Genomic DNA, 15,019 nt, shown 5'->3' on the forward strand with positions numbered 1-15,019 from the left:
TCGCTCCCACAGGGGGATATGCGGTGATTAGTGCTCAGCGCTCGCTGCGCAGCATCTCCCTGGGCACATACTTGCCGATCTCGAACTTGCCAATGGCCGCACGGTGCACTTCATCCGGGCCGTCGGCCAGGCGCAGGGTGCGCTGCATGGCGTACATGTAGGCCAGCGGGAAATCGTTGGACACCCCGGCACCACCGTGGATCTGGATGGCACGGTCGATGACCTTCAGGGCCACATTCGGCGCGACCACCTTGATCTGGGCGATTTCACTTTTCGCGACCTTGTTGCCAACGGTGTCCATCATATAAGCCGCTTTCAGGGTCAGCAGGCGGGCCATGTCGATTTCCATCCGCGAGTCGGCGATCTTGTCGACGTTGCCACCCAGGCGCGCCAGCGGTTTACCGAAAGCGGTGCGACTGACGGCACGCTTGCACATCAACTCCAATGCCCGCTCGGCCATGCCGATGGAACGCATGCAGTGATGGATACGGCCCGGGCCTAGGCGGCCCTGGGCAATTTCAAAACCGCGTCCTTCACCTAACAAGACGTTTTCGTACGGCACCCGCACGTTATCGAACAACACTTCGGCGTGACCGTGGGGCGCATCGTCGTAACCGAATACCGGCAGCGGCCGCACGATCTTGACCCCAGGGGTGTCCACCGGCACCAGGATCATCGAATGCTGGGCATGGCGCGGCGCGTCGGGGTTGCTCAGCCCCATGAAGATCAGGATCTTGCAACGCGGGTCACAGGCCCCCGAGGTCCACCACTTCTTACCGTTGATCACCCATTGGTCGCCCTCGCGCTCGGCGCGGGCGGCCATGTTGGTAGCGTCCGAAGAGGCTACGTCCGGTTCGGTCATGGCGAAGGCCGAGCGGATCTCGCCTCGCAGCAGCGGTTCCAACCAGCGTTGCTTTTGCTCTTCATTGGCGTAACGCACCAGTACTTCCATGTTGCCGGTGTCCGGTGCCGAGCAGTTGAACGGCTCCGGCCCCAATAACGAACGGCCCATGATCTCTGCCAGCGGTGCGTACTCCAGGTTGGTCAGGCCAGCACCCAGTTCGGACTCGGGCAGGAACAGATTCCACAGCCCTTCGGCTTTTGCCTTGGCCTTGAGTTCTTCCATGATGGCTGTGGGCTGCCAGCGATCACCTTCGGCCACTTGCCGCTCGAACACCGCTTCGGCCGGGTAGACATAGGCATCCATGAACGCCGTGACGCGTTCACGCAATTCCTGAACCTTGGGGGAATAGGCAAAATCCATGGGCAACACCTTTTGGCAGAGGTTGATTTCAGATCATGAAAGCGATGCTAGTTCAGCTACGAAAATTTACCTAACCTATTCTCGGCGTGTATTAACATTCATCACCGATATATGGTTCACTGATTCCATCGCCATCCGACACCTCACGACACGCCCGAGAAACCGTCTAAAAACAAGAGTGCAGCGCCATGAATCTGAGCAAGGTCGACCTCAATCTCTTCATCGTCTTCGATGCGATCTACACCGAAGCCAACCTGACCCGCGCCGGGCAGATCGTCGGTATCACTCAGCCGGCCGTGTCCAACGCCCTGGCGCGCCTGCGGGAAACCTTCAACGACCCGCTGTTCGTGCGCACCGCCCAGGGCATGGTGCCCACGCCCATGGCCCAGAACATCATCGGCCCGGTCCGCAATGCATTGTCGCTGCTGCGGGTGTCGGTGCAGGAAAGCCGGATTTTCAATCCGCTGCAGGCGGTCAAGACCTACCGCATCAGCATGACCGACCTCACCGAAGGCGTGATCCTGCCGCCCCTGTTCCAGCGCCTTCGCCGCCTGGCGCCGACCGTGGCCATCGAGAGTTTTTTGTCCAAGCGTCGTGAGACCACCAAGGAACTGGCCGCCGGCCGGCTCGACTTCGCCGTCGACGCCCCGCTCAATACCGACCCGCAGGTGCGCCACGTCAAACTCATGGAAGACCGTTACGTTTGTGCCATGCGCAAGGGCCATCCCTTGGCGGGCAAGGAAAAAATCAGCCTCGATGACTACCTCGCCCAGACCCACGTGCATATCTCCAGCCGTCGCAACGGGCTGGGCTATGTCGACCTGGCCCTGGGCAAGATGGGCATCCAGCGCAAGATCGCCCTGCGCTCCCAGCATTACTTGATGGCCTCCCAGGTGCTGCAACAGACCGACATGGTCATGACCGTCCCGGAACGCTTCTCCCGTCGTCACGACCTGCACGCCTTCCAATTGCCGGTCAACGATGTACCGCCGGTGGAAACCCATCTCTATTGGCACGAAAGCACCGACCAGGACCCGGCCAACCGCTGGATGCGCGAGCAGATGATCGAGTTGTGCCAGCAGGTGACGGCTCATGAGAAGAAGCTTGAGCACGCGTAGGGGATCAACGGTGGGAGCGAACAGGCTCGCTCCCGCCGGTTTCATTGCTTGACGTGAACGTCAACCTGACATTAGCTTAGCGCCAGCCCCTATCGTTTCGAGCGCGTCCATGAGCCGTCAGACCTATAGCATCTCCGACCTCGCCCGGGAGCTGGACATCACCACCCGGGCCATCCGTTTTTATGAAGAGCAAGGCCTGCTGAGTCCGGAACGACGAGGCCAGGAGCGCATCTACTCACCGCGGGACAAGGTCAGCCTGAAGCTGATCCTGCGGGGCAAGCGCATCGGTTTTTCCCTGGCCGAGTGCCGCGAGCTGATCGAGCTCTACGACCCCTCCAGCGGTAACCAGAAACAACTGCACAGCATGCTGGCGAAAATCACCGAGCGCCGGGAGCAGCTCGAACAGCAACTGCTGGACATCGAACAGATGAAGCTGGAGCTCGACACCGCCGAAGAACGCTGTATCCAGGCGTTGGAGCAGACGCTCAAGAGTGAAAACACCGTTCAATAACAACGCGGATCCAGTGTGGGAGCGGGCTTGCTCGCGAATGCGGACTTATCTCGACTCATTCACCGACTGACACACCGCTTTCGTCGGATCGCCGCCCGGAGCAAGCCCGCTCCCACACTGGGTTCGGTGAGCCATAACTACAGGTCTATCTCCATGTCCCTTCCCTCCTTTGTACGCCTGATCGAAGTCGGCCCCCGCGACGGTCTGCAGAATGAAGCGCAACCCATCAGCGTCACCGACAAGGTGCGCCTGGTGGATGCGCTGAGTGCCGCTGGCCTGGGTTACATCGAAGTCGGCAGCTTTGTCTCGCCCAAGTGGGTGCCGCAGATGGCTGGTTCCGCCGAGGTGTTCGCGCAGATCCAGCGCAAGCCCGGTGTCACTTATAGCGCCCTGGCGCCGAACCTGCGAGGGTTCGAAGACGCGCTGGCGGCCGGCGTGAAGGAAGTGGCGGTGTTCGCCGCCGCGTCCGAAGCGTTCTCCCAGCGCAACATCAACTGTTCCATCAAGGAAAGCCTGGAGCGCTTCGCACCGATCATGGAGGCCGCCAAGCACAACGGCGTCAGTGTGCGCGGCTACGTGTCCTGTGTGCTGGGCTGTCCTTACGAAGGCGCCGTCAAGCCTGAGCAAGTGGCGTGGGTCGCTCGCGAGCTGTACGCAATGGGCTGTTACGAGGTGTCCCTGGGCGACACCATCGGCACAGGCACCGCCGGCGCCACGCGCAAGCTGTTCGAAGTGGTTTCGGCAGATGTTCCCCGGGACAAACTCGCCGGTCATTTCCACGATACCTACGGCCAGGCCATGGCGAACCTGTACGCCAGCCTGCTCGAAGGCATCGCCGTGTTCGACAGTTCCATCGCCGGCCTCGGCGGCTGCCCGTACGCCAAGGGTGCCAGCGGTAACGTCGCCACCGAAGACGTGCTGTACCTGCTCAACGGCCTGGGCATTGAAACCGGCGTCGATCTGGACGCGCTGATCGTCGCGGGTCGGCAGATCTGTGATGTGCTTGGGCGCCCGACCGGTTCGCGCGTCGCCAAGGCACGCAGTGCCCAATGAGGTGTTACCGCAGCGGCTGTGAAACGAGTAACACGGAAACAATTTGTCAGATCTACCGCGCTCTCCTGCTTACCAAAAAAACTCAAGCTACTGATTTATAAAGGTTTTTAAAAGTTGGCACGGCACCTGCTATCTCTCAGGCATAACAAGAATAAAAAAAGCGGCAAACCCAATAAAAACAAGATGAAACGACTCTGACATAACAAAAACAACACGGCAGAGACGCAGCTAACAGATTTTTTTGGAGAAGATGTGCTTTTCAGGGTGCTTCCAGGAGCAACCCGCAACCGGGCAGAGAACAATAAAACTACCTTCAGGTAGGCCCCGAATCGGTTGGATCGCTAGGCGAAAAAGCAGATCAGCGTTCAAAAAAATACGTTTGCTCTTGATCCCGGATGGGGATCGCCAGAAACAGCGGTAAAGGGTCACGGCTACCAAAAACAACAACAGGCCGCCCCTCAATAATAAAAAAAGAGCACGCGACGACAAAATTAAAGGGGAGCTTCGGCTCCCCTTTGTGCTGTCTGGTGTTAGGTTTTTTGTGGGAGCGGGCTTGCTCGCGAAGGCGGTGGGTCAGTTGACGATTATGTCGACTGTATCACCGCTTTCGCGAGCTAGCCCGCTCCCACAGGATTTGTGGCTAGGCATTTTTATCGCGCAATTCTTCGATGCTGATTTCACGCATGCGGAATTTCTGGATCTTGCCGGTCACCGTCATCGGGAATTCCTCGACGAACTTGAAGTGACGTGGCGTCTTGTAGTGGGCAATGCGTGTCTTGCACCAGGCCTGCAATTCCTGTTCGGTCACACTGTGTCCCGGATGGAACTTGATCCAGGCGACGATCTCTTCGCCATAGCGCGAACAGGGGATGCCGATCACCTGCACATCGGCCACCGCCGGGTGAGTGAAGAAGAACTCTTCCAACTCACGGGGGTAAATATTCTCACCTCCTCGGATGATCATGTCCTTGTTGCGTCCGACAATGCAGACGTAACCCTGCTCGTCCATGGTTGCCAGGTCGCCGGTGTGCATCCAGCAGTCCCGGTCGATGGCCTCGGCGGTGCCCTCGGGGTTGTTCCAGTAACCGAGCATCACGCTGTAGCCACGGGTGCACAGCTCGCCGATGGTGCCACGGGGGACCATGTCGCCGGCCTCATCGACAATTTTGCTTTCCAGTTGCGGCTGGGTACGGCCGACGGTGGTGACGCGCAACTCCAACTCATCTGAAGGACCGGTCTGCAGCGACACCGGACTGGTCTCCGTCATGCCATAGGCAATCTGCACCTCGCTCATGTGCATTTCGTTGATCACCCGCCGCATCACTTCGATCGGGCAAGTGGAGCCGGCCATGATGCCGGTTCGCAGGCTGGACAGGTCGAAGTCGTGCCGCTGCGGTTGATCCAGCATGGCGATGAACATGGTTGGTACGCCGTACAGTGCAGTGGCTTTTTCCTCAGCCACGGCGCGCAGGGTCAACAAGGGGTCAAAAGCGTCGTTGGGGTAGATCATGGTACTGCCGTGGGTCATGCATCCCAGGTTCCCCATGACCATGCCGAAGCAATGGTAGAGCGGCACCGGGATCACCAGCCGGTCATTGGCGCTGAGCCCGAGGCTTTCGCCCACCATGTAACCGTTGTTGAGAATGTTGCGGTGGCTGAGGGTCGCACCTTTGGGAAATCCCGTGGTGCCTGAAGTGTATTGGATGTTCACCGGCTGCTCGACCTGCAGGCTGGCCCCGCGTTCGGCCAGCTCTTCAGGCGAAATCGCCGGGCCCAGGTCCGCCAATTGCGACCAGGGTAGAAACCCTGACGGTGGCTGGGGATCGAGACTGATCACGCCCCGCAGGTCGGGCAAGCGTTCGCAGTTCAGCTGGCCGATCGGCTGCTGCGCCAGCTCCGGCACGAGGGTTTGCACCATGGCGTGATAGTCCGAGGTCTTGAACGCCCCAGCGCACACCAACCACTGACACCCGGACTGCTTGAGCACATATTCCAGCTCGGAGCTGCGGTAGGCCGGGTTGATGTTGACCAGGATCACGCCGATCTTCGCGCTGGCGAACTGGCTGATGCACCACTGGGCGCAATTGGGGGCCCACACGCCGAGACGGTCACCGGTTTTCAGGCCCAACGCCAGTAAGGCCCGGGCGTGCAGATCGACCGCTTCAGCCAGTAGCCGCCAGGTATAGCGCAGCGCTTGATGGCGAACCACCAACGCCTCGTTATCGGGGTAACGGGCCACCGTCTGGTCGAAAGCCTGGCCGATGGTCTGCGTCAACAAGACCTTGGCCTGGGAGCCGAGGGTGTAGCTGAGCTGCGAATGCGAACCGGGTTGATCCATGACGCCCCCTCTTGTCTTTATTAGTGGGTTGCTACGCTTGAACCTGTGAAACAAAGCCCTGTGGAAGCCGAGCATGCTCGCGATGAAGGCGCCTCGGTTCACTGCCGGGAGATGGCGTTATCGTTCATTGCGAGCAAGCTCGGCTCCCACAGGGTCGCATCTACTCTGGACCAAGTTGACGTTAACGTAAAGGTGATTGACAGCCATTTATTGCACGCTTACGTTAACGTAAAGGTGAGAGCGCTACCCCGCCCCTCTCCACACCCGATAAAAAAGCCAAAGGTGTCCCATGAGCTACCCATCCCTGAATTTTGCCCTCGGTGAAACCATCGACATGTTGCGCGACCAGGTGCAAGCCTTCGTCAAGGCCGAGTTGGCGCCACGGGCGGCGCAGATCGACGTCGACAATCTGTTCCCCGCCGACATGTGGCGCAAATTCGGCGACATGGGCCTGCTGGGCATCACGGTACCAGAAGCATATGGCGGCGCCGGCCTGGGCTACCTGGCACACGTGGTGGCGATGGAGGAAATCAGCCGCGGTTCGGCCTCGGTCGCCCTCTCCTATGGCGCCCATTCCAACCTCTGCGTCAACCAGATCAACCGCAACGGCAACCACGAGCAGAAATCCAAATACCTGCCGAAGCTGATCAGCGGCGAACATATCGGCGCCCTCGCCATGAGCGAGCCGAACGCCGGTTCCGACGTGGTCTCCATGAAGCTGCGGGCCGACAAGCGCGGCGACCGTTACGTGCTCAACGGCAACAAGACCTGGATCACCAACGGCCCCGACGCCAATACCTACGTGATCTACGCCAAGACCGACCTGGAAAAAGGTCCCCACGGCATCACCGCCTTTATCGTCGAGCGCGACTGGAAAGGCTTCAGCCGCAGCAACAAGTTCGACAAGCTCGGCATGCGCGGCTCCAACACCTGCGAATTGTTCTTCGACGACGTCGAAGTGCCGGAAGAGAACATCCTCGGTGTGCTCAACGGCGGCGTCAGGGTGTTGATGAGTGGCCTGGACTACGAACGTGTGGTGTTGTCCGGCGGTCCCACCGGGATCATGCAAGCGTGCATGGACCTGATCGTGCCCTACATCCACGACCGCAAGCAGTTCGGCCAGAGCATCGGCGAATTCCAGCTGATCCAGGGCAAGGTGGCCGACATGTACACCCAGCTCAATGCCAGCCGCGCCTACCTGTATGCGGTGGCCCAGGCCTGCGAGCGCGGCGAAACCGCCCGCAAGGACGCCGCCGGGGTGATTCTCTACACCGCCGAGCGCGCCACGCAGATGGCCCTCGATGCCATCCAGATCCTGGGCGGCAATGGTTACATCAATGAGTTTCCGGCCGGGCGGCTGCTACGTGACGCCAAGTTGTACGAAATTGGTGCTGGCACCAGTGAGATCCGTCGGATGCTGATCGGGCGCGAACTGTTCAACGAGACGAAATGAATGTCGTTAGCGGCAAGCTTCAAGCGGCAAGAGCGCCGCGCTTTTACTTGTCGCTTGTAGCTTGAAGCTCAAAGCTGCTACGGAGTAGCCATGATTCTGCACACTCAGCTCAACCCACGCTCGCCGGAGTTCATCGCCAACCGCGACGCCATGCTCGAACAGGTCGAGGCCTTGCGCACCCTGCTCGCGCAAGTCCGACAGGGCGGTGGTCCCAAGGCCCAGGAGCGCCATACTTCCCGGGGCAAGTTACTGCCGCGGGAGCGCATCAACCGGTTGCTGGACCCCGGTTCACCCTTTCTGGAGATCAGCCCGCTAGCGGCCTACGAGGTTTATGGCGAAGACGTTCCCGCCGCAGGAGTGATCGCTGGCATCGGTCGTGTGGAAGGCGTCGAATGCATGATTGTCGCCAACGACGCGACGGTCAAAGGGGGCTCCTATTACCCGCTGACCGTGAAGAAACACCTGCGCGCCCAGACCATCGCCCAGCAGAATCGCCTGCCCTGCATTTACCTGGTGGATTCCGGCGGCGCCAACCTGCCGCGCCAGGACGAGGTGTTTCCGGACCGGGAGCACTTCGGCCGGATCTTCTTCAACCAAGCCAACATGAGCGCTCAGGGCATCCCGCAACTGGCGGTGGTCATGGGTTCGTGCACGGCCGGGGGAGCTTACGTTCCAGCGATGGCCGATGAAGCGATCATGGTCCGCGAACAGGCAACCATCTTCCTCGCCGGCCCACCGCTGGTCAAAGCCGCCACGGGCGAAGTGGTCAGCGCCGAGGACCTGGGCGGTGCCGATGTGCATTGCAAGATTTCCGGCGTGGCCGACCATTACGCCGACAACGACGAACATGCCCTCGCCCTGGCCCGCCGCAGCATCGCCACCCTCAACTGGCGCAAGCTCGGTGAGGTGCAGACACGCACACCCATCGCCCCGCTGTATGCGAGCGACGAGTTGTACGGGGTGGTACCGGCCGATGCCAAGCAGCCTTTCGACGTACGGGAGGTGATCGCGCGCCTGGTGGACGGTTCGGTGTTCGATGAATTCAAGGCATTGTTCGGCACCACACTGGTGTGCGGCTTTGCCCATCTGCACGGCTACCCCGTCGCGATCCTGGCAAACAACGGCATCCTGTTCGCCGAAGCCGCGCAAAAGGGCGCGCACTTCATCGAACTGGCCTGCCAGCGCGGTATCCCGTTGCTGTTCCTGCAAAACATCACCGGCTTCATGGTCGGACAGAAATACGAAGCCGGCGGCATCGCCAAGCACGGCGCGAAACTGGTCACCGCGGTGGCCTGCGCCCGGGTGCCGAAATTCACGGTGATCATTGGCGGCAGTTTCGGCGCAGGTAACTACGGCATGTGTGGACGGGCCTACGACCCACGTTTCCTGTGGATGTGGCCGAATGCGCGGATTGGCGTAATGGGCGCCGAGCAGGCCGCCGGTGTGCTGGTGCAGGTCAAGCGCGAACAGGCTGAACGCAGCGGTCATCCGTTCAGCGCCGCCCAGGAAACCGAGATCAAGCAACCGATCCTCGATCAGTACGAAGAACAGGGCCACCCCTACTATTCCAGCGCCAGGCTGTGGGACGACGGCGTCATCGATCCGGCCCAGACCCGCGACATAGTGGGCCTGGCCTTGTCCGCGTCACTGAACGCACCTATTGAACCGAGCCGCTTCGGCGTGTTCCGGATGTAACCGGGGAATGCCCATGGACCACTTCAACACCCTCGAACTGCTGACCGACCCGCGCGGCGTTGCCACCCTGTGGTTGAGCCGCGAGTCGAAAAACAATGCGTTCAACGCCGAAATGATTCGCGAGCTGATTCTCGCGCTGGACCAGGTCAGCAGCGATCAAAGCGTGCGCTTCCTGCTGATCCGCGGCCGTGGCAAACACTTCAGCGCCGGCGCCGACCTGGCCTGGATGCAACAGTCGGCCGAGCTCGACTACCACACCAACCTTGATGACGCCCGGGAACTGGCGGAACTGATGTACAACCTCGCCAAGCTGAAAATCCCGACGCTGGCTGTCGTCCAAGGCGCGGCGTTTGGCGGCGCGCTGGGGTTGATCAGTGCCTGCGACATGGCCATTGGTGCCGATGACGCGCAGTTTTGCCTGTCGGAAGTGCGCATCGGCCTAGCGCCGGCGGTGATCAGCCCGTTCGTGGTGCAGGCCATTGGCGAACGGGCCGCTCGGCGTTACGCCCTCACCGCTGAACGTTTCGGCGGACAACGTGCGAAAGAGATCGGTTTGCTGTCGGAAAGTTACCCGCCCGAGACGCTGAACGATCAGGTCGAACAATGGATCGATAACCTGTTGCTCAACAGCCCGGCGGCCATGCGTGCCAGCAAAGAGCTGCTGCGCGAAGTCGGCAACGGCGCCCTGACCCCGGCGCTGCGACGCTACACCGAGAATGCCATCGCCCGCATCCGCGTCAGCCCGGAGGGGCAGGAAGGCCTGCGGGCCTTTCTGCAGAAACGGCCGCCGAACTGGCAGGCCGGATCGAAACCTGCCCCATCCAAACATGAGGAGCCCCGTCGATGAGCGCCCCTGTTCTCACCACCGTGCTGGTGGCCAATCGCGGTGAAATCGCCTGCCGCGTGATGCGTACCGCCAAGGCCATGGGCCTGACCACGGTGGCGGTGCACAGCGCCACCGACCGCGACGCCCGCCATAGCCGTGAAGCCGACATCCGGGTCGACCTGGGCGGCAGCAAAGCGGCCGACAGCTACCTGCAAATCGACAAGCTGATCGCTGCCGCCCAGGCCAGTGGTGCCCAGGCCATTCATCCCGGCTACGGTTTTCTTTCGGAGAATGCCGGGTTCGCCCGGGCCATCGAAAACGCCGGACTGATTTTCCTCGGCCCGCCCGCCTCGGCCATTGATGCCATGGGCAGCAAATCCGCGGCCAAGGCCCTGATGGAAACCGCCGGCGTGCCTCTTGTACCCGGTTACCATGGCGAAGCCCAGGATCTGGAGACATTCCGTGCCGCCGCCGAGCGCATCGGTTACCCGGTGCTGCTCAAGGCCACCGCCGGGGGTGGCGGCAAGGGCATGAAAGTCGTCGAAGACGTCAGCCAACTGGCCGAAGCCCTCGCCTCGGCGCAGCGTGAGGCACAATCGTCGTTCGGCGACTCGCGGATGCTGGTTGAGAAATACCTGCTCAAACCACGTCACGTTGAGATTCAGGTGTTCGCCGACCTGCACGGAAACTGCTTGTACCTCAACGAACGCGATTGTTCGATTCAGCGCCGTCACCAGAAAGTCGTTGAAGAGGCTCCCGCCCCAGGCCTGACTGCGGAACTGCGCCGGGCAATGGGCGAGGCCGCTGTGCGCGCGGCCCAGGCGATTGGCTACGTCGGCGCCGGCACGGTGGAGTTCCTGCTGGATTCGCGGGGCGAATTTTTCTTCATGGAAATGAACACCCGGTTGCAGGTCGAGCACCCGGTCACCGAAGCGATCACCGGATTGGACCTGGTGGCGTGGCAGATTCGCGTTGCCCAAGGCGAGCCGCTGCCGATCACCCAGGAACAAGTCCCACTGCGGGGCCACGCCATTGAAGTTCGGCTGTATGCCGAGGACCCGGCCAACGACTTCCTGCCGGCCACCGGGCGCCTGGCGCTGTACCGCGAATCGTCCGAAGGACCGGGACGACGGGTCGACAGCGGCGTCGAGGAAGGCGATGAGATCTCGCCCTTCTACGACCCGATGCTCGGCAAGCTGATTGCCTGGGGCGAGGACCGAGAACAGGCGCGGTTGCGGCTGTTGAGCATGCTCGACGAGTTTGCCATCGGTGGGTTGAAGACCAACATCGGCTTCCTGCGTCGCATCATCGCCCACCCGGCCTTCGCCGCAGCGGAGCTGGACACCGGATTTATCCCACGTTACCAAGCGCAATTGCTGCCAGAACCTGGTGAACTGGATGACAACTTCTGGTCCGCAGCCGCCCAGGGCTTCGCTTTGGGTCTGCCGCCGCGGGTACGCCCCGACGACGCTGCTTCCCCGTGGTCCGCGACCTCCGGCCTGCGCTTGGGACTGCCAAGGGAAACCACGTTGCATTTGAGCTGCGAAGGCCAGGATCGAGCGATAACACTGGACGTCCAGGCCGCAGCCGCCGAACTTCGCGGCGAGCACCTGGTGATCGGACACAACGGCCTGCGTCGCAGCCACCGGGCCATTCGCCAGGGCGACAGCCTGTATCTGCAATGGCAGGGCGAACTGCATCGCGTCGAGGCATACGACCCGCTGGCCGCCGCCGAAGCCAGCCACAGCCATCAGGGCGGCCTGACCGCGCCCATGAACGGCAGCATCGTGCGAGTGCTGGTGAGCCCCGGCCAGACGGTAGAGGCTGGGACACAACTGGTGGTTCTGGAGGCAATGAAAATGGAGCACAGTATTCGTGCGCCCAAGACCGGTGTGATCAAGGCGCTGTATTGCCAGGAAGGGGAAATGGTCAGCGAGGGCTGCGCACTGGTGGCATTCGAAGAATAGGCATCGGCCCGTCCAAGGGCCGATCCGGTCAGAACCTGATGGTGGCCTGTACCACCACACCGATGATGCGGCATTGCTCGGTGTACAAGGTTTTCGGGTAAGTCGGATTGAGCGGAACCAGGTACTGCTGCCCGCTCTCTTCGATCAATTTGCGAAAGGTCGCGTCGCTGCTGCCCGGCAACTGGGCGACCACCAGCTTGCCGGGCACCGCCTCGATAGCCGGGTCCACCAGGATCGACATGCCTTCGGGAATGCTCAGCCCGGTCGGCGCGGTCATCGCGTCGCCCATCACCACCAGCCAGAACGCATCGCCTTGAGCGTGGTAATCCGTCAACTCATAACGCGCCTGGCTGTAGTGCTCAGGATCGACTTCGCGGATCTCGCCGACGTCGTGCCAGTCACTCACCGGGTAACGGAAGTACGGGTTGTACTTCTGCGCCAGGGTCATGCCCTCTTCGGTCGACGTATCCGGCTCGCGGATCACCATCGCCACTTCGAGGAACTCCATCCCCAATTCCTGCAGGACCCGGTTCATGTCTTCGACACTGGGCTGCCGGCGCTTGGTCAGCCAATGGCCGACGCCGCCCTGTGACATTCCCAGACGTTCTGCGAGCACCACTTGCGTGACGCGCAGCTCCTTCATTTTGGCCTTGACCAACTCTATCCATTTATCCATGAGCGGCACGATACGTGGATGACTCCGACCATCAAAACACATATTGTAGTATTTAAATTGTCGTCACAATTACGATGCGTACTATTCTGGATCGAGGATTTCAGCCCACTACGGAGAACCTCGACACCATGGATACCTTCAACAAAGACGAGCCCGGCCGCCCTTTCACCCCCCCGTTCCCCTCGCTCCAGGATTGCCCGGCGGCCCAACGGGCCCTTGACTATTACTTGAAACCAGGTATTTCAGATGAACAGGAACACCGCTTTTTCGACGTAAACCGCAATATCAATGGCGAGGAAGCCCTTGTCCATGCGTGCGACCTGCTGCGCTGCGCGGCAGCGACCGCCCACGAGTCCGCCAACCGGCTGCAGGGTTCGAACCGCGACCTGGCATTCTCGGTGGTGCACATGATTGATCTGGCCAAGGTCATGCTGGACCGCTCCCTGGACGGCTATCCGGCTCGATAAGCAGCGTAGTCAACGAGAACGGCACCGCGGATGCAGATGTCAGGAAATATTTTTCCAATACGGGCAATAAAAACATTTGACTTGCAAATGATAATAATTATTATTGCATCAACTGATCGCGAGATCAGTCGATAGTCCAGAAGGCCTTAGGTCGGACTTCTGGAGTATCTCCTCATCAGGCTAATCACGGTTTTTGACCCGGCTCCTTGCCGGGTCTTTTTTTGCCGATTTTCCGGTTTATGGCTTCGGCTTGGTGAGGTCTTTGACGGGCGCTACCGATTCGATGATGACGGTGATGATCCATTTACCAAAGCCCCCGCCACACCGGCAGAAACTAACGACAGCCAGCACTTGAGAATCAGCTGCGGACTCTCTAAGCTGCTTCTGCGTCCAGGGAGGACGCCCCCGGTCTCATGACGCAAATCGTCTCAATTTCCCCTTCCTTGCGTGTAAAGTAACGGCCATGGAACTCCTCTCAAAGGAATCGTGACCGTGGCTAAATCGTCTTTTGATATCAGCGCCAATTTCGACAGCGGCAACATCCAGGTCGTGGACATCAGCAATCCATTGCAATCGCTGCTGAAAATCCGCCCCGACACCCGCAGCGCCCACTTCCAGTGGTTCCACTTCAAGGCCAGCGGCCTGCATGTGGGCCATGAATATTCCTTCCGCCTGCTCAACGCCAGTCAATCGACCTACAGCAAAGGGTGGCCGGGTTACCAAGCCGTAGCGTCCTACGATCACGTCAACTGGTTCCGTGTTCCTACTCAATTCGAAGGCGATTCCCTGCGTTTTTACCTGGAAGCCGAACAGCCCCACGCCTGGTTCGCCTATTTCGAGCCCTACAGCCGTGGGCGCCATGACTGGCTGATCGAGCAGGCCCAGCACAAGGCCGGCACCGAGCTGCTGGCCATCGGTAAAAGCGTCGAGGGACGTGATATCCAGTTGCTGCGCAAGGGCAGCGGTGCCGAAGGCCGGCGCAAGGTCTGGATCATCGCCCAGCAGCACCCTGGCGAGCACATGGCCGAATGGTTCATGGAGGGCGTGATCGACCGCCTGCAGGATCAGGACGACGCCCAGCTGAACCGGTTGCTGGCCAAGGCCGATCTCTACCTGGTGCCGAACATGAACCCGGATGGCGCGTTCCATGGGCATCTGCGTACCAACGCCATGGGCCAGGACCTCAACCGCGCCTGGCAGGACGCCAGCCCGGAGATCAGCCCCGAAGTATTCTTCGTACAGCAGCAAATGGAAAAGTACGGCGTCGATCTGTTCCTCGACATCCACGGCGACGAGACCATCCCCCACGTTTTCACCGCCGGCAGCGAAGGCAACCCTGGCTACACTCCGCGCATTGCCAAGCTTGAGGAACGCTTTCGCAGCCACCTCAAGCATCAGACCAAGGACTTCCAGACCACCCATGGCTACACCCGCGATGAGCCGGGCCAGGCGAACATGACCTTGGCCTGCAACGCGGTCGGCCAGAAATACGACTGCCTCTCCCTGACCCTGGAAATGCCCTTCAAGGACCACGACGACCACCCGAACCCGCAGACCGGATGGTCCGGCAAGCGCTCGATGCAACTGGGCAAGGATGTGCTGAGCACGGTGGCGGATATGGTCGAGGAGTTGCGCTGACCTTGTCGGATCC

Annotated in this window: 12 protein-coding genes; 9 read left to right on the forward strand and 3 right to left on the reverse strand. The window is 60.7% G+C overall.

Annotation, left to right across the window (positions count from 1 at the left end; genetic code table 11):
* Positions 1-34 precede the first annotated feature (34 nt).
* Positions 35-1,264 carry an acyl-CoA dehydrogenase gene (locus tag FBX99_RS07775; protein WP_144923683.1) on the reverse strand — a complete coding sequence of 410 codons (1,230 nt, stop codon included), beginning with the start codon at positions 1,262-1,264 and terminating at the stop codon, positions 35-37.
* 188 nt (positions 1,265-1,452) lie between these two features.
* On the opposite strand from FBX99_RS07775, the gene FBX99_RS07780 reads away from it, so the two are divergent.
* From FBX99_RS07780 to FBX99_RS07790, 3 genes are all read left to right on the forward strand, one after another.
* Positions 1,453-2,382 carry a LysR family transcriptional regulator gene (locus FBX99_RS07780; protein WP_047703722.1) on the forward strand — a complete coding sequence of 310 codons (930 nt, stop codon included), beginning with the start codon at positions 1,453-1,455 and terminating at the stop codon, positions 2,380-2,382.
* A 109-nt stretch (positions 2,383-2,491) separates the two neighbouring features.
* Positions 2,492-2,893, forward strand: a complete 402-nt coding sequence (locus FBX99_RS07785) for a MerR family DNA-binding transcriptional regulator (RefSeq protein ID WP_144923686.1) — start codon at positions 2,492-2,494, stop codon at positions 2,891-2,893.
* Positions 2,894-3,046: 153 nt separating this feature from the next.
* Positions 3,047-3,946 (forward strand): hydroxymethylglutaryl-CoA lyase, encoded by a 900-nt coding sequence (locus tag FBX99_RS07790; RefSeq protein ID WP_145131153.1) that lies wholly within the window; start codon positions 3,047-3,049, stop codon positions 3,944-3,946.
* 640 nt (positions 3,947-4,586) lie between these two features.
* On the opposite strand, the gene FBX99_RS07795 is transcribed toward FBX99_RS07790, so the two are convergent.
* Positions 4,587-6,284, reverse strand: a complete 1,698-nt coding sequence (locus tag FBX99_RS07795) for an AMP-binding protein (RefSeq protein ID WP_144923692.1) — start codon at positions 6,282-6,284, stop codon at positions 4,587-4,589.
* Between the two features lie 289 nt (positions 6,285-6,573).
* On the opposite strand from FBX99_RS07795, the gene FBX99_RS07800 reads away from it, so the two are divergent.
* The 4 genes from FBX99_RS07800 (at position 6,574) to FBX99_RS07815 (ending at position 12,225) form a co-directional block, all read left to right on the forward strand.
* Positions 6,574-7,737 (forward strand): isovaleryl-CoA dehydrogenase, encoded by a 1,164-nt coding sequence (locus tag FBX99_RS07800; protein ID WP_144923695.1) that lies wholly within the window; start codon positions 6,574-6,576, stop codon positions 7,735-7,737.
* A gap of 90 nt (positions 7,738-7,827) precedes the next feature.
* A complete protein-coding gene (locus FBX99_RS07805; RefSeq protein ID WP_145131155.1) occupies positions 7,828-9,432 on the forward strand; it encodes a carboxyl transferase domain-containing protein in 1,605 nt (534 codons plus the stop codon).
* A gap of 13 nt (positions 9,433-9,445) precedes the next feature.
* Positions 9,446-10,279: a gamma-carboxygeranoyl-CoA hydratase gene (locus tag FBX99_RS07810; protein ID WP_144923701.1), complete on the forward strand. Its 834-nt coding sequence runs from the start codon at positions 9,446-9,448 to the stop codon at positions 10,277-10,279.
* Positions 10,276-12,225 (forward strand): acetyl/propionyl/methylcrotonyl-CoA carboxylase subunit alpha, encoded by a 1,950-nt coding sequence (locus FBX99_RS07815; RefSeq protein ID WP_145131156.1) that lies wholly within the window; start codon positions 10,276-10,278, stop codon positions 12,223-12,225. Before FBX99_RS07810 ends, FBX99_RS07815 begins: the two co-directional genes overlap by 4 nt.
* Positions 12,226-12,253: 28 nt before the next feature.
* Here the strand turns inward: FBX99_RS07815 and FBX99_RS07820 are convergent, their stop codons facing one another.
* Positions 12,254-12,901 (reverse strand): LexA family transcriptional regulator, encoded by a 648-nt coding sequence (locus FBX99_RS07820; RefSeq protein WP_144923707.1) that lies wholly within the window; start codon positions 12,899-12,901, stop codon positions 12,254-12,256.
* Between the two features lie 128 nt (positions 12,902-13,029).
* Here FBX99_RS07820 and FBX99_RS07825 point away from each other — a divergent pair, with 128 nt between their 5' ends.
* Both FBX99_RS07825 and FBX99_RS07830 read left to right on the forward strand, forming a co-directional pair.
* On the forward strand, positions 13,030-13,368 hold the full coding sequence (locus FBX99_RS07825; RefSeq protein ID WP_145131158.1) for a DUF6124 family protein: 339 nt from the start codon (positions 13,030-13,032) through the stop codon (positions 13,366-13,368).
* A gap of 486 nt (positions 13,369-13,854) precedes the next feature.
* Positions 13,855-15,006, forward strand: a complete 1,152-nt coding sequence (locus FBX99_RS07830; protein WP_144923822.1) for a carboxypeptidase family protein — start codon at positions 13,855-13,857, stop codon at positions 15,004-15,006.
* The last annotated feature ends 13 nt before the right edge of the window (positions 15,007-15,019 follow it).

The sequence above is a fragment of the Pseudomonas sp. SJZ074 genome, assembly GCF_007828215.1.
Classification (GTDB): Bacteria; Pseudomonadota; Gammaproteobacteria; order Pseudomonadales; family Pseudomonadaceae; genus Aquipseudomonas.